The sequence below is a fragment of the Rhizobium sp. BIGb0125 genome (assembly GCF_024810055.1).
Taxonomy (GTDB): domain Bacteria; phylum Pseudomonadota; class Alphaproteobacteria; order Rhizobiales; family Rhizobiaceae; genus Agrobacterium.
The window spans coordinates 364,021-382,579 of the sequence record NZ_JANUDV010000002.1 but is presented as its reverse complement, the minus strand read 5'-3'; the positions used below and the strand labels follow the sequence as shown (position 1 = coordinate 382,579).

Below are 18,559 nucleotides of genomic sequence, written 5' to 3'. Positions count from 1 at the left end.
TTTATGCTGCCTGTTATTGTAAGGCGCCCGTATATATCACCGCTTATGCTGAAACAGCAACGGTTGCAAAGCGTTATTCCTGCCCGCAGGATTTGGCAAAAGCGTGGCGTTGCCGTGCTCGCATTCAATAATCGAGCAAAAACCGGCATCGACAGGGCGATACCGGTTTAAAAATGTTGTCATCAGTCGGTCGAGCCGATGTTGATGTCGCCCAGCGTACGGAAGCTGAGGCGTGCGCCGATCGACCAGTCATTCGCGGCCTGGCGCTGCGAATTGATTGTGCCGACGTCGGTATAGGCAACGGTCAGGATCGTGCATTCGTCCTGATAGGTGATGCCGATCTTGCGCTCACTGGAGAACTTGTTGTTCAGATCGTAGTTGATCGAACCGAACAGCGACCAGTTGTCGTTGACCTTCACGCTACCTGCCGCCTGAACAATGTCACGGTCAAACACGTAGCCATAGTCAGGCTGCGCCTTGACCTGGGTGTAGCTGACCTTGGCGCTGAAACGACGGTCAGTGTAACCGACGCCGGTTTCAGAACGCTCGATCTCCAGATCATCCTTGTCGAAGCGAAGGCTGGTCGACAGAGTGAGGCCGATTGGGGCGTCGATTGCCGCCATCGCCACATAGTCGGAGCGATCTGTTTCGAGGCCGGAATTGGCACCGACGTTAAGTAGGTCCGGGCTTGCAAACGAGTTTTCGCCAGCCAGAAGGAACGACTGTCCAGCCACGGCGCGGATGCCATAACCATTATCAAACGTACCGTTGTAGCGAATGCCGAGGTTGGCACGGGTGCCGCCTTCGATGCGGTCGAAACCGCTGAACTTGTCGCGTTCGAACAGGTTGGTCGCGTCAAACACGAATGCCTGGGCATCTTCGTTTGGCAGGCCGCCACCATATTGTTCATTTGGACGAACAAACAGCTGCGCAATCGGCTCGATGACGTGGCTGCTGCTCGTACCCGAGATCAAAACAGGATAACGAACTTCAAGACCACCGGTGACCATTCCGCGCAGCGTCGCATCAGAACGGAAATCGCCGTCATAGGTAGAAGGTGCTGTCATGTCGTTCCAGCTTGCATCACCGCGTGCGGCGAGAAGCGGGGTGACCTGCAGGCCGCTGTCGAAGGTAAATGTCCGCTTCCACTCAGTTTCGGTGGTGAAGCGCGAATAGGTACCTTCAAGTCCGTTACGGCGCTGGCTGCCGTCGAGTGTGTAGATGTCCTGCTCAAGTCGTGTCAGGCTGGTGAAGTTTGTCGTAACCGACAATTCGCCGCCATAAACATCGTCAGGGGCATACCATTTGTAGTCAAGCGACGGATGAATGATCGCCTGCTTGCGCTCTTCAGTCTCAGCCTCGTCGCGGTCCTGAACGTTGAAATAGTAACCATTCAGATCGAACGAGTTACGCTTACCTTCACCGGTCAGGTAGATGCGGTTGGTCTGGGTAGAACCGCTATATCCAGACAGTTCGTACGTACGCGAGAAGTTGTTGTCGGTTTGGACCATCACGTCCCAGCCGAATGACCAGCGCGGGTTGATTTTGAAATCGCCCTTGGAGGCGATCATGCCGCGGGTGTCATTTTCCGCGTCGCTGGTGCCCAGCGTAAAGGCATCAGAGTTTTTCTGGTTGATGCCAGCCATGTTAACCGTGTGGCTGCCATTTTCGAACCGCTGGCGGATTTCTGCCTGAAGCAGGAGGCCCTGGTTCGTATAGTAATATGGCGTAATCGTCGCATCGGCAGTATCGGACAGAACCTGGAAATACGGAACGCCAATACCAAAGCCAAGATTGTCCGTCACGCTCATGCGCGGGAACAAAAAGCCGGACTTACGCTTTACCGTATTATCAGGAACGACCATGAAGGGGAGGTAAGCAATCGGTTTGCCGAACAGTTCAAAACGGGCCTTTTCCAGACGCACGGTGTGCGTCTTGCCGTCCTGAACCACTCGTTCTGCCTTGACCTGCCACAGCGGTGCTTTGTCAGGGCGCTGGGCGCACGGAAGACAGGCTGTGTAGACACCATTGTTCAATACGGTGGTGTTTTCGTCGATACGCTCCGCGCTTTCGCCGGCAATACGGGTATTGTCGGTTGTCTCAACACGCAGGGAATTCAGGAAGCCTTGCGAGAAGTCATCCGTGACATCAAGTTCATCGGCGTAGATCTTGTTACCGTCAGGTTCGATCAGCTCGATGTTGCCACGTGCAATAACGCGGCCAGTTTTCTGGTCGTATTCAACTTGCTGGGCCACCATGCGGTAACCCGTATAATGCATACGTACGCCACCCGTCGCGATAACGCGCTCGGAGTCACGATTATAGGTCAGTTGATTTGCTGTAAGCAGGAGTTTCGAATCATCTGTGTTTTCCGTTGTGACAATGCCGTCTTGGGCAAAGGCCACCGGAGCAGATGATATGTACGCGCACACAGCGGCACCCGTCAGAAGGGCCGCCCATAGCCGTCTGATATTCCCGCGGTCATATACCGCCACTAGCCGTCCTCCTGATGAAGCAGCACTGTTGCCCCTAACGCGACCGCCACGATGACTGGTACCCAGACCGCGACGAAAGGTGGGATCACGCCACTACTTCCGAATGCCCTTACGAGCACGGTTATTACATAAAGCACGAAGCCGGAAACTATTCCACCCAGAATCACTGAGCGGGATTGAGCGAACCGGCTGAATTTTAACGATACTGTCGCTGCAATCAAGGTCATGGCGACCAGCAGTAACGGCATCGAAAGCATGAAATGATATTGTGTCTCGAGTGCCTTTGACGACAGACCGAACGAACGTGCAATCTCGATTTTTCGGGAAATATCAAAGAAAGCAACGGTTTCCGGCTGCGACATACGCTCTTGCACGAACTCCTGTCTCAAATTGGTGCTGATTTTTGCGCTTTGAAGGAAGCTCGGAATTTGTCCTGGCTGTGTCTGATACACATCAGTAAGATTCCAGTAACCATCCTCCAACTTTGCTGTGCGTGCGTCCTGCCGCATGGTGATGTTGCCGTCCGTATCAAAATGGATCAGCACGGCATCATTGAGCAGGGTGCCACCGTCCTCGAAGCTCTTCGAGCCGATGATTGTGTCCTGTCCGGCGCTGGTTTGACGCAGCCACGGGATCATGTCTGACTGGTGTACGCTGCCCCCGCTGTTGCGCCATCCGGCTTCCATCGTCAGGGACTGACGTTGGCCCCAGGCTGCAAGCGGGTTGACGATGGTCATCGTGGCAACACCCATCAGGGCAGCGCCGATGATGAACGGCATCATGAACTGCCAGACGGAAATACCGGCGGCCCGGGTAACAACCAGCTCATAACGCCGGTTCAGCGAAATCAGCGTCGTCATACCAACAAACAGCGCGATGAACGGAATGGTCTGTTGCAAGATCAATGGCAGACGCAGTGCTGTCAGACCGAGCGCCGCAGGCACCGAGTATCCCGGGAGGCCGGAAAGGCGTCTTGCCGTTTCACTGAAATCGGCAAGGAAAATAATGCCGGAAACGCCAAGCAGAAACCACACCATTGTGATGAGGTAACGGCTAAGGAAATAGCGCGACAGCGTGTTGAAGATCATGCGCTGGCACCTCCCTTATCAGAGGTAAAGCGCTTGACGACAGAGCGGCGCAGCTTACCCAGACCGTCGGCGAGGGCAGAAGGCAGGCGCAACTTGCGGCCGGTCGCCAACAGGTACATGGCAATAGCGCCACTCAGCACCGGAATGGCGTAAACGAATGGAATGAAGGCCGCATTCTGTTTCACCTGATTGGTGAAATAGAAGCCGAGCCAACGCAGCATGAAGGCGGTGATCAGCGCTGCGACCATCGGATGCATGCGGGCTTCACGGTGCGAACGCGCGTCGGCTGCAATGACCAGCGAGATCAACGCAAAGACGACTGGGAACATCCAGTCGGAAAGTCTGCGGTGCAATTCGGAACGGAAGTTTCCGGGCGACTTCTTGTAGGAATCGGACTCGACATCGGGAGACAGAAGGAATGCCAGGCTGCTGTCGCTTGCGGCAAATGTCTGCTCGGTCTTGCTGCTTTCCGACATGGTCGACAGGTCGAAGGCATAGGACATGAACTTGACGATGGACACTTTGCCATCAGGCGTCTTCTGCTGCACTTCACCGTCACGCATGGTGAGCGAGGTGCCACCAGCGTCGATAGCGCCTTCCTTGGCGTAGTAGATCAGGTCGAAATTCGGGTCGCGTCGGTCGGCAACGAACAGACCACGCAAAACGCGACCCTGTCGTGCATCGATCTGCACATAAAGACCGTCCTGAATGGTGCGGAAGGTCTTTTCCTCGATGACCGAAGACAGAAGATCTGCGTAAGCGGTTGCCACCATCTGTCGCGCCGTGCTGCGGGCAGGAGGCTCGATGAAATTGGTGACCACGAAAGAAAATGCGCCGAGCACAACCGCCAGAATAAGAACCGGCCGAAACAGGATGCTGCGCGGCGAACCGGCGGCGTCGATGATGGCCAGCTCGGAATCATTGTTCATGGCTGTCATGGTCTGCGTGATGCCAATCACCAGCGCAAACGGCAAAACAACCGGAATAAGTGTCGGCAGAAGCATGGTTGCCAGCGTGGCAAACGAACCCATGGACTGGCCAGTGTCCGTCACGAGGTTGATCCGCTGAAGAACCTGTATCGTCCAGATAATTGCCAGGACCGGAAGCAATGCGGCCAGAAACATCTGGCTGGTGCGTTGCATTATGTATTTTTCAAGTAGCGTCATTCCGGTCCCTGAAGACGTTTTGGCTTCATTCCCTTAAGGGAAGTTCGGCTTATCTAATCGCATCGAACGGCGTTGGCGACTCCATGCCAGTCACAAATCCGTTTTATAAAACCTTTTTTTACGGACACTGTGTCTTTTCGTCCGCCGCTTATGGCGCGTTTTTGCTTGCCGCAAGCTTATGTGGATAATTCATATAGGTTGAGCGCAATGAAACATCAAAATGACCGTTTCGAGATGGATTGAACACTTGCGCTGGTCAATTAAAAGACGATGATCGGCCACCCGGTTTGATCTTCTGGTTGCGCCACCCATATGGTGCCTCAACCAAACCGGTCCTTAAACGATTATGTACGAGCAGGAAAATCATGTCCGCCAAGTTCAATATCTCTTTCGCCAAATCTGCTGCCCTTGAAGATGCCATTGCCGTATTGCTGCAAGCGGCAGGGGAAGATGCGCCCGCCGGTACCCAGCAGGCTGATCCCGGTGGTGTGATTCCGAAGGCGGCGAAGATTGCGGGCTTTTCGGCCAAGTCGATGAGCGTGCTGGATGTCCTTGCGCCGCATAATTCCGATGCTGACCGTATTGTTGTGCTGGGTCTCGGCAAGGCTGGAAAGCTGACCGCCCATGACTGGCTGCGTGCTGGAGGTGTCGCTGCCGCCAACTTCAAGAAGGCCAGCAAGGTCGTGATCTATGCCGATGCACCAGGCGTGGATGTGGATGGTGAAGCTGCAAGCGGCATCGCGCTTGGCCTGTTGCTGCGCGCCTATTCATTTGACGCTTACAAGACCAAGAAGAAGTCCGACGATGAAAAGACACCGAAGACGGTTGAAATTACCATTGTAACGACAGCGCATGACGCTGCCGAAAAGGCGTTTAAGACGGCGCAGGCCGTTGCCGATGGCGTCAATCTCGCCCGCGAACTGGTCAACCTCCCACCAAACGTGCTTGGCCCAGAAGAATTCGCCGACAAGGCTGTTGAACTGCAGAAGCTCGGCGTCGAAGTCGAAATCCTGGGCGAAAAGGAAATGAAGAAGCTCGGCATGGGCGCACTGCTCGGCGTGGCTCAAGGTTCGGTTCGCCCACCACGTCTCGCAGTCATGCAGTGGAAGGGTGGCTCCAAGAAGGATGAGCCGATTGCCTTCGTCGGCAAGGGCGTGGTGTTCGATACCGGTGGTATCTCGCTGAAGCCAGGTGCTGGCATGGAAGACATGAAGGGCGACATGGGTGGCGCTGCGGCCGTGACCGGCCTCATGCATGTGCTGGCGGCCCGCAAGGCCAAGGTCAATGTGGTTGGCGTCATCGGTCTGGTTGAAAACATGCCTGACGGCAATGCCCAGCGTCCGGGTGACATCGTCACCTCGATGTCCGGTCAGACAATCGAAATCATCAATACCGATGCCGAAGGTCGCCTCGTGCTGGCTGATGCGCTGTGGTACACAAATGACCGATTCAAGCCAAAATTCATGATCAATCTTGCCACTCTGACCGGTGCGGTGACGGTTGCTCTCGGCAATCTGCAGGCTGGTCTGTTCTCCAATGATGATGAACTGTCTGCCCGCTTGAGTACTGCCGGTGACGTGACCGAAGAAAAACTGTGGCGTCTGCCTCTCGGCAAGGACTATGACAAGATCATTGATTCCAAGTTTGCCGACATGAAGAACAGTGCTGGACGTCTGGCCGGTTCGATCACTGCTGCCCAGTTCCTTAAGCGTTTTGTTGGTGACACGCCTTGGGCGCATCTCGACATTGCCGGCACCGCAATGGGTTCGCCACTAACCGAGATCAACCAGTCCTGGGGTTCCGGCTACGGTGTGCGTCTGCTGAACGAGCTGGTTCGCGCCCACTACGAAGATTGATCATCATCGTACCGCCCAAGGGCAATACCCCTAGGGCGGTATGTTATACAGCGATTTGAAGCATAACGAATAAAGGCATGGGCATTCCGATGACGGAAGTTCTTTTCTACCATCTGACGGAATCGAAGCTGGAGGATGCCCTGCCGCCTTTGCTTGAAAAAAGCCTGGAGCGCGGATGGAAAGTTGTGGTCCAGACCGCAGCTGATGATCGGCGCGATGTACTCGACACGCATCTGTGGACATTTCGCGATGACAGTTTTCTGCCGCATGCCACCGAAGCGTCGGATGAGGCTGCAAACCAGCCGGTTCTGCTGACGTCATCTCCCGACAACATCAATCAGGCCAGCGTGCGGTTTATCGTTGATGGTGCCGAACCACCGTCGATTGATTCCTATGAACGTATCGTCTTCATGTTCGACGGGTATGATGCAACCCAGCTTGAGGGCGCACGCGCCCAGTGGAAAAAACTGAAAGGCGAGGGGCATAACCTCACCTACTGGCAGCAATCGCCAGAAGGCCGCTGGCAGAAAAAAGCCTAACGCTTGCGCCATATCTGCCTGACAAGGGCAGTTTCATCGGCAGCGGTACGGTGCCGACCCAACATATCAATGGAAATAATTACGGGTTGTTTCTCGGGTGGAACGAGACCCTAGTCTGCTGATAAATCTTTGTTTAATTTTGTAGTTACGGCTAATGTTTGCTGGTCGTGAGCCTTGCTTGAGGGAAGTCATCTCCTCGAATTGGGCGGGAGAGGAGACATAATGGGTCAAACCGTTCCAGTGCCGGAAAACGAAACTGAACGATTGATGGCCGTACGTTCGATACTGCCTTTTGGAATTGAAGCGACTCCTGAACTTTCTGCCCTGTCTGAACTTGGGCAAAGTGTGTTCTCAACAACCCGGGCTGCGGTTCATATCGTGGATGAGGATTGGCTGCACATTGCTTGCCAGGCCGGTATGCCGTTTTCGGACTGCTCTCGCGATATTTCGATTTGCACCAAAGTTATAACTACCCAAAAAACGTTGATCGTACCCGACCTGAGCGTGCACTCTGAATTGAAGGACTTGCCCTATGTGAAGGCCGGGCCTTGCCTGCGGTTTTATGCAGGCGTGCCGATCGAGCTTGACGCAGGGCTCGTAGTGGGGACTTTCTGCATTGTTGACACGCAACCTCGCCAGCTTTCACCCAATGAGATTGAAAGCCTCCAACGGTTTGCTGTGTTGGCGGCAGCACTGTTGCGGTTGCAGCGCGCTAATTTCACCATGAGCCTAGCCGAACAAGATTTGAAAACGGCTGCCATGACCGATCCGTTGACAGGGTTCTTTAACCGCAAGGCGCTTGACCATCTCGTGACGCTGCAGCTCAATGCCGCATTGCGCGACGACCAGTTCTTTGGTGCGCTCTACCTCGATATGGATGGCTTCAAGGCGATCAATGACACGCTCGGCCACAGCGCTGGTGACACGGTATTGCAGGAAGCTGCCATACGTATACGCGAGACGGTTCGCGCCGAGGATGTGGTGATCCGTGTTGGTGGCGACGAGTTTGCGATCTTTATTCCAAGGCCGGTTGGTCCAGAGAAGCTGGGCGAACTTGCAGACCGGTTGCTGGTGGCATTCCGCGAACCCTTCGATGCCGATGGAGAACATCTCGTTCATGCCCGATTGAGCATTGGTGGCGCCATTGCGCCAGAGGCAGGACGTGATTTGGGAACCTTGCTGCGCACCGTCGACAAGGCGCTGTATCAGGCGAAGGCCGAAGGCCGCGACCGCTTCGTCTGCCGCACGAACTGATCAAACTCAGTCGGGGTCTCCCGCGCCACGACCGATCGCGGCGCGGAAGGAAGCACATCAGTCGTAGAAGGAATCCACGAACTTGTGACGTCCGAGCAGGAAAGCATCGGCAACATGGGTCAGTGGTGCCAGATCGACATCCGACTGCTTCGCCTTGATGATCTCGGCAAAACGTTCGTAAAGCGCCGGATATTCCCGTTCCGGTTCGGCAAACTTCAACTCGCCGTTGATCGACAGTTTCGCGCCGCCTTCAGACAGCACCATCTGGCCAGCGTCGGTTTCGGCAACAATATCCCAGCTCTGCTTGCCGGTCTGGCGCCAGTCAAACTCGGCGTGCACATCAAGGCCGGTCACGTCGGCAAAATGGATGTCGGCGGCAATTGGCGCATCACGGTTTTCCGGAAACTCGAGCGTAGCCTTGGTGATGAACAAGGCGCGCGGCAGGATATGGGTGATGATCGACAGCGCATTGATGCCGGGGTCAAACACGCCAAGGCCGCCAGCCTGCCAGATCCATGCCTGGTTGGGGTGCCAGTGGCGCACGTCTTCTTTCCAGATCACATGAACGCTGTTGAGCTTGGTGGAGGCGAGGAAGGACTTGGCAGCCTCTACAGCGGGGGCATAACGCGAGTGCCAGCTTGCAAACAGTGAAAGACCCTTGGAATCGGCAATGCGCACGAGATCCTGCACTTCCGACAGGGTGGCGCCCGGTGGCTTTTCAAGGAAGACGTGTTTACCAGCCATCAACGCTTTGTGTGCGGCTTCGTAACGGTACTGTGGCGGCATGCACAGCGATACTGCCTCAAGCTCAGGCACGGCCTCCAGCAATGCGTCGATTGTGCCGTAGGAAGGGATGCCTTCAACAGTGCCGTGACGGCTTGCTGTCGCGATCAGATTGAAATCCGGGTTGCTGGCAATAGCCGGGAGATGCTGGTCCCGGACGATTTTACCGACGCCAACGATGGCGAGCTTTGTACTTGGCATGATTGCTATAATCCGTCTGACTGTTCACACTATAAATATTATTTTACAAGGTTGTAGCAGAAAGATGAAGGTGAGCAAGATGGCTCGGGCCAATCCATGTGCAAGTTTTGGATTGGTCGCAATTTGCCTGTAAAATAGCGGTTCTTCAGATAATTCCGGCCATCAGCATCGGTTTTGCGTCTGGCTTCTTGTAGCGCAAATGTACGACTTTATAGCCTTCGGCCCTAAGCTGTGTCAGCAAGGCTGGCAGCATGCTGGCGGTGCGCTTGTGAATGTCATGCATCAGGATAATGCCGCTGCCACGGTGGCGCAATGCGTCCATTGTACGCGAGGCAACAATGGCTGGTGAATCCTTGAAGTAATCCTTCGAATCGACCTGTACGTCCATGATGACCATGCCACGGCTGTCGAGCGCGTGGCGCAGGCGTCCGGTGTCGGCCAGATAAGGAAAGCGGAAGAACGCTGCGTCCGTATCCGTTGCTGTCGCAACGGCATTCGCACCACGGGAGATTTCCGACATTGCCTGATCAAACGACAGGCTGCGCAGATTGGGGTGGCGATAGGTGTGGCTGCCGATACTGTGACCGTCGGCGACAACCTTCTTGGCAATGTCAGGATGGCTTTTGGCCATTTCGCCAACCATCAGGAAAGTGGCTTTCACGCCAAACTCGTCCAGCGTCGCCAGAATGCTTTCCGTTTTGCCAGGTACCGGGCCGTCGTCAAAACTCAATACCACTTCCTTGTTGGCAAGGCTGATATCCGAGAAGGATGAAACGACGATATCGCGTCCGGCCAGGCCAAATGAGCTTCCGGGGCGCATCCATGCAACAGGCGACAGCGCAACGGGGTCATTGGCATGAACAGGGCCATGGGCCGGCATGGTCGCGGCAAAAGAGGTCTTCAGCGAGGCGCCATTAAGATTGGGTTTCCCGGCGCAACCGGACAGGCAGACAGACACAAGTGCGGCGGCGGAAATGGCGCGTAACAGCATGAAGATTCTCGAAAAAAGAGCAGGCTTAAGTGCCTGCGACTTTCTCCGATTATGGTTAATGACTGGTTACTTCACTGCGCGCTTTTTAACGGTCGCGTAAGATTTTAACCGGCCATCGCCTCTTCATATTCGCTGGAAAGCAGCAGCCATTGCTCCTCCGCATCGGAAAGCTTGGCGGCGGCTTCACCACGTTCCTTCACCTTCTGCGCAGCCTTGGCTGGCGCCTTTTCGTAAAGGGCAGGGTTTGCGAGTTCCGCATCGAGAGACTGAATCAGCTTCTCAAGTTTTGCTGTCAGCGATTCGATTTCATTGATCTTTTTCTTCAGTGGCGCCAGCGTGGCACGCTTTTCAGCATTCGCCTTGCGCTGGTCCGCCTTTGAAGCCGCATCTACTGCGACTTCAATTTTTTCTTCTTTTTTTTTACCCGAGGAAACGATGAGGTCACGGTATTCATCCATGTCGCCTTCAAAGGTCGTCACGGTGCCGTTGTTTACCAGCCACAACCGGTCAACGGTTGCCTCGATCAGGTGGCGATCGTGCGAGATCAGGATGACTGCACCATCATAATCGTTCAGTGCCTCAATCAAGGCGCGGCGGCTGTCGATATCCAGATGGTTGGTCGGTTCGTCGAGGATCAGCAGGTTTGGCGCGTGGAACGCGGCCAGGCCCATCAGCAGGCGGGCTTTTTCACCACCGGACAGATCCTTGGCAGCCGTTGCCATCTTTTCCGTGGCCAGACCCATCTGCGCAACGCGGGCGCGCACCTTGGCTTCCGGTGCCTGCGGCATCAGCTTGCGCACATGTTCCACCGGCGTTTCATCCGGGATGAGATCATCCAGCTGGTGCTGCGCGAAAAAGCCGATCTTGAGGGACGGCGCCAGTCGCAGGTCACCGCTTTCAGGGGCCAGCTTGCCAGAGATAAACTTGGCAAATGTCGATTTGCCGTTACCGTTGGAACCCAGAAGCGCAATACGGTCGTCATTGTCGATGCGTAGGTTCAATCCCTTGAGGATGGGGTTGCCCGGCGTATAACCAACGGCGCCGCCATTGATCGCAACGATGGGCGAGGCGGGTTGCTTTTCCGGTTCCGGGAAAGTGATCGGCTGCACGTGATCTTCGATCACGGACGCGACGGTCCCCATGCGCTCCAGAGCCTTGACGCGGCTCTGAGCCTGTTTTGCCTTGGAGGCCTTGGCCTTGAAACGGTCGATAAAGCTCTGCAGGTGTTTGCGCGCGGCATCATTCTTTGCCTTGGCCTTCATCTGCAGTTCGTCGTTTTCGGCCTTCTGGCGCTCAAACTGGTCGTAACCGCCGCGATAGAAGGTCAGCTTTTTTTGGTCCAGATGCACAATGGCATTGACCGCATTGTTCAACAGGTCACGGTCGTGGCTGATGATGATAACCGTGTAGGGATAACGACGGATATAATCTTCCAGCCACAGCGTACCTTCAAGGTCGAGATAGTTGGTCGGTTCGTCGAGCAGCAACAGGTCCGGTTGCGCAAACAGCACGGATGCTAGCGCCACACGCATGCGCCAGCCGCCGGAAAATGACGATGCCGGGCGAAGCTGTGCTTCCTGGTTGAAGCCGAGACCGGCCAGAATGCTGGAGGCGCGCGCCTCCGCCGAATGGGCGTCGATATCGACAAGCCGCATCTGGATTTCCGCAATGCGATGCGGATCCGTTGCGGTTTCAGATTCCAGCAGCAGTGAAGCACGTTCCTTGTCGGCCGCCAGAACAATCTCGATCAGACTGTCCTCGGTGCCAGGCGCTTCCTGGGCCACCTGACCGATGCGTGCGTTTTTAGGAATGGTGACAGCGCCGCTTTCAGCGCCCATGTCGCCGGTAATCACCCGGAACAGGGTGGATTTTCCAGCGCCATTGCGTCCCACCAGACCGGCTTTGGTGCCGGACGGCAGTGTCACGCTGGCGTGGTCAAGAAGAAGGCGTCCGGCAATGCGGGCTGAAAGGTCGCTAATCGTAATCATGGCGCCGTTTTGGCTGAACTCTTGGCTTAAGGCAAGAGCGTGAAAGCCACAGTTTACGTCAGGAATTTGAGGGCTTTTGAATTCAGGCGCCGATTTGCAGCAGATAGCTGTTGCGCGAACGTTTGGCGACGTCCCGCGAATAGGGAACCACACAGTTGCCTTCACGGCTGCGCGCCGCCAGCAACGAAATTTCGGCATTGCCATAAAACTCGGCGGCTGAGGTCAGTCCATCGACAACAGCGACACCGATCGACACGGTCAGTTTGTCGTCTTGTCCGGTCTTGTTGATAAAGCGCAGCGATTCAACGGTGCGACGCAGACGCTCCGCGATGTTTTCGGCTGCATTAAGCGGTACTTCGGAAAACAGGAAGGCGAACTCGTTGCCAGCTGTGCGGGCGACAAAATCCTGCTTCTTGATCGATTTGCGGAACAGGGCTGCCAGACGTCGCAGGGCACGGTTGCCGGCTGTTGCGCCATAACGCTCATTCACATGACGGAAATTGTCGATATTGACCAGCAGCATGGCAAAGTGGGTCTGCGGTTGCTTGTCAATGAACAGGGCTGAGAGTTTTTCAGCAAAAGCGATGCGATTGGGCAGCATCGTCAAGTGGTCGCGCAAGGAAATATGGCGAGCCTTTTCAATGCTGGCCTCACACTCCTGCATGGTTTCCAGGCCTTTGGTCACGAAATGCAGCAGGCTGGATTGTTCCTCATGAAGCGAGGCGGCGAAATGCAATAGCTCTTCCTGCGTGCCGATATGGTCTGCATCGAGGCCCGAGGAAGCGAGAAGCGTGGTGGAGCGGTGCAGCGCAACAGTCAGACGCTGCGAAATCTGTTCAATGGTACGGCTGATCTCGGAGGCAGCTTTGCCGGCGGTAATGCCGCAATGCCCCGGCAGATTGTATTTCAGGCCAATCTCGTCAAGGTCGTGCTGCTGCGGTGCATTGCCAAGCGCGAGTATGTCGCGTCCCATTTCAGGGTTGTGGCCTGACAAGACCTCATAAAACAATTCATAGTTGCGAGGGATCGGGGCAACATGCATCTTCGCCATGAACTGGATGATCTTGGAAGCAACGAGGTTATTTCTGGCAACACTCTTTGTCGCCTTTTTAGCCAGTTCTGCGCCCATATCCGTCTTGGTCCCCTTGTCGAACGAAATGATGCCCAAGCAATTACGTATATTTGCGATTACTTGTATTTTTGATGGTTATTGCAGCAATTCCATCGTCTTATGACAAACTCTCCTTAAAATTGAATAAAGGCCTCACTACAGAATTCTGTATTTAGGGAACGATGCTTCGTTATTGTTATTATTGATAGGCGCTATGATAATTGCTGATTTGATCATGGTCAGAAGATGAGATTTGATAGGGCGAATAGCAGCCAGGAGAACACTGAATGTCGAGAACGCTTTATTCCCTTTGTGGCAAGGATACGGCCCGGCCTTTTTCACCACATTGCTGGAAAACAGTTCTCTCACTGGGGCATAAAGGGCTGGATTTTGAAGAAAGACCACTGCCTTTTAGCGCCATTCCCGATGTAGAGGGCGGCTTTTCAAAAACCGTTCCTATCCTGCGTGACGGCGACTATCTGGTGAATGACAGTTTCCAGATTGCTCTCTATCTCGATGAAGCCTACCCGGAACGGCCGTCGCTGTTTAATGGCGAAGGCGGCAAGGCCATGGCACGGATGATTGAGAGCTGGTCGCAAACCACATTGCACCCGGCAATTGTTCGCATTGCGGTTGTGGATATTCATGACATGCTGGAACTGAAGGATCAGGTCTATTTCCGCGAAAGCCGGACACGGGCTCTTGGTAAATCGCTGGAAGAGGCCAGTGCGGAGCGGGATGCTGAAATTGCGACCTTCCCGCAGAAACTGGAACCGTTGCGCCGCACTTTGGGCTATCAGCCCTTTATCGGTGGCGACGGGCCGCTGTTTGCCGACTACATCGTGTTTGGTGCCTTGCAATGGGCACGGATTGTTTCCGGCGTCGATCTTTTTGGCGCTGATGACCCGGTGCGAGAGTGGTTCGAGCGTTGCCTTGATCTCTATGGTGCGAGGGGCCGGAGTGTGACACCCGCATGAAACTTGGGCGATCCCCCTTGTTTTCGGGCCTTTGGGCGGGTAAACACCGCCCACTTTCTTTAAAGAACAAGGAAACGGACACATGGCGATTGAACGCACATTTTCGATGATCAAGCCGGACGCAACCAAGCGTAACCTCACTGGCGCCATCACCAAGGTATTTGAAGACAACGGCCTGCGCATCATCGCGTCCAAGCGCGTCTGGATGAGCAAGCGCGAGGCTGAAGGCTTCTACGCTGTTCACAAAGAGCGTCCTTTCTTCGGTGAACTGGTTGAAGGCATGACCTCTGGTCCGACCATCGTTCAGGTTCTGGAAGGCGAAAACGCTATCCTCAAGAATCGCGAAATCATGGGCGCTACCAACCCGGCAAACGCTGACGAAGGCACCATCCGCAAGCAGTTCGCTCTGTCGATCGGCGAAAACTCCGTTCACGGTTCCGATGCTCCGGAAACAGCTGTTCAGGAAATCGCTTACTGGTTCGCAGAAACAGAAATCGTTGGCTGAATCAGTTTGTGAGCAACCGGAATCACCTTTTCAGGGAAACGGTTCAAGCAACTGAAATACATCGAAGAACGGAGCCGAAAGGCTCCGTTTTTTATTGGCGTGATTAGGGTTTTGGAGGCGTTGGCTTTATTTCGGGCAACCCTGAACAGGGCTCATGTCCGTCGTGCCATCGCTCCGAAACACATCCGGGTTCGGTGTATAAAGCGGCCCGACCACCAGCGGCTTGGCCGGCAGCAGTGACTGATCGGTGTTCGAGCTTATGCTGGTTTTGATCGTTTGCCGTAACAGCCCATCGGCGTCTTTCAGCCGGATCGTCACCTTGTAAGGTCGACCCTTCTTGACGCATTCAATTGGCGGGCTTTGCAGCACAATTTTTTCCGTTTTGGGAAACAGCTTCTCGACGGTCGAGAGAGGAGCACCGCCGCGGGGATTTTCAAATTCCACCTCTGCCGTGCTGCCGGCAGTGATCGGTGCCAACGGTTGCAGCGTGACCAGATAATTGGCGCTTGCCACCCGGTAATTGAACACAAACATGCGGCCGGACAGTTTGGCGATGTCGCCATGGTCTTCGCGCTGGCAACTGGCCATCGACACGGCAGCCAGAAGGAGCAATGCAAGGCTGAGCCTCTTCATGCCGTTTCCTCCTTTGTGCGATGATAGTGACGGGCAGCTTTTTGCCTGTTGCCGCATACGGCCATGTCGCACCAGACGCGGCTACGGTTCTTGCTACGGTCAATGAACAGCCAGCCGCAATTGCCACAAATCCTGATCCGCTGCCGCTCGGTGCCGGCAATCAGCTGCAGCGCTGATCTGGCGGTTGCGGCCTCCAGCGATTGATCGTGCGGCGCATGGCGAAGCGCAGCCGCAGCCGTCTCCAGCAACCGCGCCAATAACAGGCGGTCATCAATTCCCGAGACCGCCATTCGGAAGTAGCTGTCAGTTGCCTCACGCAGCGAAAGCAGAATGGGACGATTGCGTGCCTCTGTCGGCACCAACTCAGCACCGTGTTTTTGGTCACCGCTCAGCGCACTTGCGGCGGCCGCAAAACTATCGATCTGCGCGGGGACGGCAAACCGGTCGAGAGATTTTTCGGGAGAAAATCGCAAAATCACACTGTTTGCCACATCAAGGGCAAGCGCGCCGCCAGAAAATCGGTGTGGTGTCCACGAAAAATCCATGCCAAATTATAACTATTAAAATGACTTTTACCAGTTATAATAATGCGACAGTTGAGGGCGGCGTGATGGCGTATTTCGTGCAGCAGCTTTTGAATGCCATCCCCATTGCAGCGCTTTATGCCGTGCTGGCCTTTGGTTACACGATCGTTTTTTCCCTGACCCGGCGTGCCGATGTGACCTACGGCGCAATCTTCGCTTTTGCCGGCCAGACCTATCTGCTGTTTGCCGATTTCGGCTGGAACCAGCTGTGGCTTATCCTGCCAGCCACCTTGGCTTTTGGCGCAGCCTTTGCGCTGTTGGCTGGGCTGTGGGCTGGCGTGGCCGTCGGACGCACGATCATTCGCCCCTTGGTGATGGCTTCGCCCAATGCGGTCTTGGTGGCAGGTCTTGGCGTGTTGATTGCCCTGATGGAGGGCGCGCGGCTTGCCGCCAATACGCGGGTCTTGTGGCTGCCGCCTCTTTTTCAGGGACCGATTGTGCTGTTCTCCTATCAGGGCTTTTCCCTGACGGTGACGGCCGTGCAGCTTTTCAACACGGTGGTTTTTATATGCCTGATTGCGCTGACAAATTATTATCTGCGCATCTCGACCTTTGGGCGGCAATGGAAAGCTGTGGCGAATGATGCCTTTGCAGCCGAGCTATGTGGTGTCAATTCCGGCCGTATCCTTTTGCTGTCCTATTGTCTGGCCGCCTGCCTTGCCGCCATCGCCGCGATTTTTGCGACCAGCTATTATGGCAATATGGACTTTGGCGCTGGGCTGACATTCGGGTTGAAGATCGTGCTGATCTCGGCGGCCGGCGGTTATTCCAGTCCGCTTTCCTCTGCCTATGGCGCGGCAAGTATCGGAGTGGCAGAAACCCTGTGGGGTGGCTATGGCCCGGTCATGTGGCGCGACGCAGCCGTGCTGCTTGGTCTCGTGGTCTGGTTGGTGATCCGCAGAAGCGAAACTCAAAGACCATAGGGATTGTGGTGCTTAGCGCCACTTGTCCTTGGCCGTTTCATCTGTGTTTTTGGCATTGATCCATTCACCGGTGCTTCCATCCTTGCCATGTTCCTTTTTCCAGAACGGCGCGGATGTTTTCAGATAGTCCATCACGAAGTTTGCGCCATCAAAGGCTGCCTGCCGATGACGCGAGGCGGCAATAACCAGAACGATGTTGTCGCCGGTTGGGATTTTGCCAAAACGGTGGATGGCCGTGAGACCAAGAAGGTCAAAACGTTCAATGGCGAGCGTAGCAATGCGGTTCAGTTCCGCTTCCGCCATGCCCGGATAATGCTCAAGTTCCAGTGCAGATAGCGTGCCGCCGTCGTCACGGCAAAGACCGGTAAAGGTAACGACCGCGCCAATGCTGCGGTCATTGTCGGTCAGCTTTTTTGCTTCAGCGTTTGCATCGAAATCATCGGACTGCACACGGATGGTCGGCTTGATCGTCATGGTGTACTCGTAACAGCTCTTACTGAGTTGGCCGGGGGTGTAACGACGGACACCCTTATTGCTGTGACAAGCACAGAGTTGAGGGAAGGGGTGCTGCGCCCTTCCATCTTAATCAGCCGCCGGTCATCGGTGGAAAAATGCCGATTTCGCGTGCGCCCTCGATGCTTTCATCGTGGTCGATATGTTCCTGATTGACCGCGACGCGGATGGCGTGCGGAAATTCAAACGCCGCCTCGTAATTCTCGCCAAGTGTGGTCAGATAGGCCAGCAGATCACCTGCTGTTTTGACCGAAGCGGGGATATCCAGCTCCTCTTCGGCCGTGCCAATCTTCTCCCGAACCCAGGCGAAATAAACGAGACGTGTCATTATTCAGCGTCCACGATGTGCTTGAGGCCAGCTCTGAAATAGTCATAGCCAGTGTAAATCGTCAGTGCTGCGGCAAGCCACAACAGGCCGATACCAGTTTCGGTGGTGTAAGGTAGAACCTTGTCGCCGGCAGGACCGGCCAGCAGGAAGGCAATGGCCACCATCTGGATGGTGGTCTTCCACTTGGCGATCTGCGTGACCGGAACGGACACCTTCAATGCAGCGAGATATTCGCGCAGGCCGGAAACAAGGATTTCACGGCACAGAATAGTAATGGCGGCCCATACCGACCAACCGGCAATCGTGCCATCTGCTGCCATCAACAAAAGAACGGAGGCAATCAGCAGCTTGTCGGCAATCGGATCAAGCATGCGGCCGATGTTGGATGTCTGGTTCCAGATACGTGCCAGATAGCCATCGAGAAAGTCGGTGATCGAAGCGACGATAAAAATCCACAGGGCTGTCCAGCGCGCAAAATCCGAGCTTGCCAGCTGTCCTTCCACAAAGAAGCACAGCACAATGACCGGTACGGCCAGAATACGGGCATAGGTAAGAAGATTCGGAATATTGTACGCGCGAGAAGCCATTGAGAACCTGCCTTACGGAATTTCAGCTTTAGATGAA

At 55.1% G+C, this 18,559-nt stretch carries 18 protein-coding genes; 6 read left to right on the top strand and 12 right to left on the bottom strand.

Annotated features, from left to right (window positions below):
- Positions 1-182: 182 nt before the first annotated feature.
- The 3 genes from M2418_RS05840 to lptF are packed head-to-tail and all read right to left on the bottom strand — an operon-like array spanning position 183 to position 4,749.
- Complete coding sequence (locus tag M2418_RS05840) at positions 183-2,495, bottom strand: LPS-assembly protein LptD (RefSeq protein WP_250982947.1); 2,313 nt, start codon at positions 2,493-2,495, stop codon at positions 183-185.
- Complete coding sequence (gene lptG / locus M2418_RS05835; RefSeq protein ID WP_192487446.1) at positions 2,495-3,583, bottom strand: LPS export ABC transporter permease LptG; 1,089 nt, start codon at positions 3,581-3,583, stop codon at positions 2,495-2,497. The genes M2418_RS05840 and lptG overlap by 1 nt, the downstream gene beginning before the upstream one ends.
- The gene (lptF, locus tag M2418_RS05830) at positions 3,580-4,749 is read right to left on the bottom strand and encodes an LPS export ABC transporter permease LptF (protein WP_192487447.1); all 1,170 of its coding nucleotides are present in this window, start codon (positions 4,747-4,749) and stop codon (positions 3,580-3,582) included. The genes lptG and lptF overlap by 4 nt, the downstream gene beginning before the upstream one ends.
- Positions 4,750-5,114: 365 nt before the next feature.
- Between lptF and M2418_RS05825 the strand changes: the two genes are divergently transcribed.
- The 3 genes from M2418_RS05825 to M2418_RS05815 all read left to right on the top strand — a co-directional run bounded on the left by M2418_RS05825 (position 5,115) and on the right by M2418_RS05815 (position 8,398).
- A complete protein-coding gene (locus M2418_RS05825; RefSeq protein WP_259145409.1) occupies positions 5,115-6,605 on the top strand; it encodes a leucyl aminopeptidase in 1,491 nt (496 codons plus the stop codon).
- An 89-nt stretch (positions 6,606-6,694) separates the two neighbouring features.
- Positions 6,695-7,144 carry a DNA polymerase III subunit chi gene (locus M2418_RS05820; protein WP_192487449.1) on the top strand — a complete coding sequence of 150 codons (450 nt, stop codon included), beginning with the start codon at positions 6,695-6,697 and terminating at the stop codon, positions 7,142-7,144.
- Between the two features lie 222 nt (positions 7,145-7,366).
- The gene (locus tag M2418_RS05815; protein WP_259145408.1) at positions 7,367-8,398 is read left to right on the top strand and encodes a sensor domain-containing diguanylate cyclase; all 1,032 of its coding nucleotides are present in this window, start codon (positions 7,367-7,369) and stop codon (positions 8,396-8,398) included.
- A 57-nt stretch (positions 8,399-8,455) separates the two neighbouring features.
- On the opposite strand, the gene M2418_RS05810 is transcribed toward M2418_RS05815, so the two are convergent.
- The 4 genes from M2418_RS05810 to M2418_RS05795 form a co-directional block, all read right to left on the bottom strand.
- Entirely contained in the window at positions 8,456-9,382 is a 927-nt protein-coding gene (locus tag M2418_RS05810; RefSeq protein WP_250982942.1) for a Gfo/Idh/MocA family protein, read from the bottom strand.
- Positions 9,383-9,527: 145 nt separating this feature from the next.
- On the bottom strand, positions 9,528-10,373 hold the full coding sequence (locus M2418_RS05805) for a polysaccharide deacetylase family protein (RefSeq protein ID WP_259145405.1): 846 nt from the start codon (positions 10,371-10,373) through the stop codon (positions 9,528-9,530).
- A 104-nt stretch (positions 10,374-10,477) separates the two neighbouring features.
- Positions 10,478-12,361, bottom strand: a complete 1,884-nt coding sequence (locus tag M2418_RS05800; RefSeq protein WP_259145401.1) for an ABC-F family ATP-binding cassette domain-containing protein — start codon at positions 12,359-12,361, stop codon at positions 10,478-10,480.
- Between the two features lie 82 nt (positions 12,362-12,443).
- The gene (locus M2418_RS05795; protein ID WP_259145400.1) at positions 12,444-13,529 is read right to left on the bottom strand and encodes a GGDEF domain-containing protein; all 1,086 of its coding nucleotides are present in this window, start codon (positions 13,527-13,529) and stop codon (positions 12,444-12,446) included.
- Between the two features lie 230 nt (positions 13,530-13,759).
- On the opposite strand from M2418_RS05795, the gene M2418_RS05790 reads away from it, so the two are divergent.
- Positions 13,760-14,449, top strand: coding sequence for a glutathione S-transferase family protein (locus tag M2418_RS05790; protein WP_259145398.1), 690 nt, complete (start codon positions 13,760-13,762; stop codon positions 14,447-14,449).
- An 82-nt stretch (positions 14,450-14,531) separates the two neighbouring features.
- Positions 14,532-14,954, top strand: coding sequence for a nucleoside-diphosphate kinase (gene ndk, locus M2418_RS05785; RefSeq protein ID WP_018898730.1), 423 nt, complete (start codon positions 14,532-14,534; stop codon positions 14,952-14,954).
- Between the two features lie 126 nt (positions 14,955-15,080).
- Here the strand turns inward: ndk and M2418_RS05780 are convergent, their stop codons facing one another.
- Complete coding sequence (locus M2418_RS05780; RefSeq protein ID WP_259145395.1) at positions 15,081-15,587, bottom strand: hypothetical protein; 507 nt, start codon at positions 15,585-15,587, stop codon at positions 15,081-15,083.
- Positions 15,584-16,132, bottom strand: a complete 549-nt coding sequence (locus tag M2418_RS05775; RefSeq protein ID WP_259145394.1) for a CGNR zinc finger domain-containing protein — start codon at positions 16,130-16,132, stop codon at positions 15,584-15,586. The genes M2418_RS05780 and M2418_RS05775 overlap by 4 nt, the downstream gene beginning before the upstream one ends.
- A gap of 65 nt (positions 16,133-16,197) precedes the next feature.
- Between M2418_RS05775 and M2418_RS05770 the strand changes: the two genes are divergently transcribed.
- Entirely contained in the window at positions 16,198-17,094 is an 897-nt protein-coding gene (locus tag M2418_RS05770; RefSeq protein WP_259145896.1) for a branched-chain amino acid ABC transporter permease, read from the top strand.
- A 12-nt stretch (positions 17,095-17,106) separates the two neighbouring features.
- On the opposite strand, the gene M2418_RS05765 is transcribed toward M2418_RS05770, so the two are convergent.
- The 3 genes from M2418_RS05765 to pgsA form a co-directional block, all read right to left on the bottom strand.
- The gene (locus tag M2418_RS05765; RefSeq protein ID WP_259145390.1) at positions 17,107-17,568 is read right to left on the bottom strand and encodes a molybdenum cofactor biosynthesis protein MoaE; all 462 of its coding nucleotides are present in this window, start codon (positions 17,566-17,568) and stop codon (positions 17,107-17,109) included.
- A gap of 112 nt (positions 17,569-17,680) precedes the next feature.
- Positions 17,681-17,935, bottom strand: a complete 255-nt coding sequence (gene moaD / locus M2418_RS05760) for a molybdopterin converting factor subunit 1 (RefSeq protein ID WP_192487458.1) — start codon at positions 17,933-17,935, stop codon at positions 17,681-17,683.
- On the bottom strand, positions 17,935-18,522 hold the full coding sequence (pgsA, locus tag M2418_RS05755) for a CDP-diacylglycerol--glycerol-3-phosphate 3-phosphatidyltransferase (RefSeq protein WP_250982935.1): 588 nt from the start codon (positions 18,520-18,522) through the stop codon (positions 17,935-17,937). The genes moaD and pgsA overlap by 1 nt, the downstream gene beginning before the upstream one ends.
- Positions 18,523-18,559 lie beyond the last annotated feature (37 nt).

Excerpts from the sequence above, each read along its gene's own strand:
- lptG (WP_192487446.1), bottom strand. The coding sequence starts at position 3,583 with ATGATCTTCAACACGCTGTCGCGCTATTTCCTTAGCCGTTACCTCATC.
- lptF (WP_192487447.1), bottom strand. The coding sequence starts at position 4,749 with ATGACGCTACTTGAAAAATACATAATGCAACGCACCAGCCAGATGTTT.
- M2418_RS05825 (WP_259145409.1), top strand. The coding sequence starts at position 5,115 with ATGTCCGCCAAGTTCAATATCTCTTTCGCCAAATCTGCTGCCCTTGAA.
- M2418_RS05820 (WP_192487449.1), top strand. The coding sequence starts at position 6,695 with ATGACGGAAGTTCTTTTCTACCATCTGACGGAATCGAAGCTGGAGGAT.
- M2418_RS05815 (WP_259145408.1), top strand. The coding sequence starts at position 7,367 with ATGGGTCAAACCGTTCCAGTGCCGGAAAACGAAACTGAACGATTGATG.
- M2418_RS05810 (WP_250982942.1), bottom strand. The coding sequence starts at position 9,382 with ATGCCAAGTACAAAGCTCGCCATCGTTGGCGTCGGTAAAATCGTCCGG.
- M2418_RS05805 (WP_259145405.1), bottom strand. The coding sequence starts at position 10,373 with ATGCTGTTACGCGCCATTTCCGCCGCCGCACTTGTGTCTGTCTGCCTG.
- M2418_RS05800 (WP_259145401.1), bottom strand. The coding sequence starts at position 12,361 with ATGATTACGATTAGCGACCTTTCAGCCCGCATTGCCGGACGCCTTCTT.
- M2418_RS05790 (WP_259145398.1), top strand. The coding sequence starts at position 13,760 with ATGTCGAGAACGCTTTATTCCCTTTGTGGCAAGGATACGGCCCGGCCT.
- ndk (WP_018898730.1), top strand. The coding sequence starts at position 14,532 with ATGGCGATTGAACGCACATTTTCGATGATCAAGCCGGACGCAACCAAG.
- M2418_RS05780 (WP_259145395.1), bottom strand. The coding sequence starts at position 15,587 with ATGAAGAGGCTCAGCCTTGCATTGCTCCTTCTGGCTGCCGTGTCGATG.
- M2418_RS05775 (WP_259145394.1), bottom strand. The coding sequence starts at position 16,132 with ATGGATTTTTCGTGGACACCACACCGATTTTCTGGCGGCGCGCTTGCC.
- M2418_RS05770 (WP_259145896.1), top strand. The coding sequence starts at position 16,198 with ATGGCGTATTTCGTGCAGCAGCTTTTGAATGCCATCCCCATTGCAGCG.
- M2418_RS05765 (WP_259145390.1), bottom strand. The coding sequence starts at position 17,568 with ATGACGATCAAGCCGACCATCCGTGTGCAGTCCGATGATTTCGATGCA.
- moaD (WP_192487458.1), bottom strand. The coding sequence starts at position 17,935 with ATGACACGTCTCGTTTATTTCGCCTGGGTTCGGGAGAAGATTGGCACG.
- pgsA (WP_250982935.1), bottom strand. The coding sequence starts at position 18,522 with ATGGCTTCTCGCGCGTACAATATTCCGAATCTTCTTACCTATGCCCGT.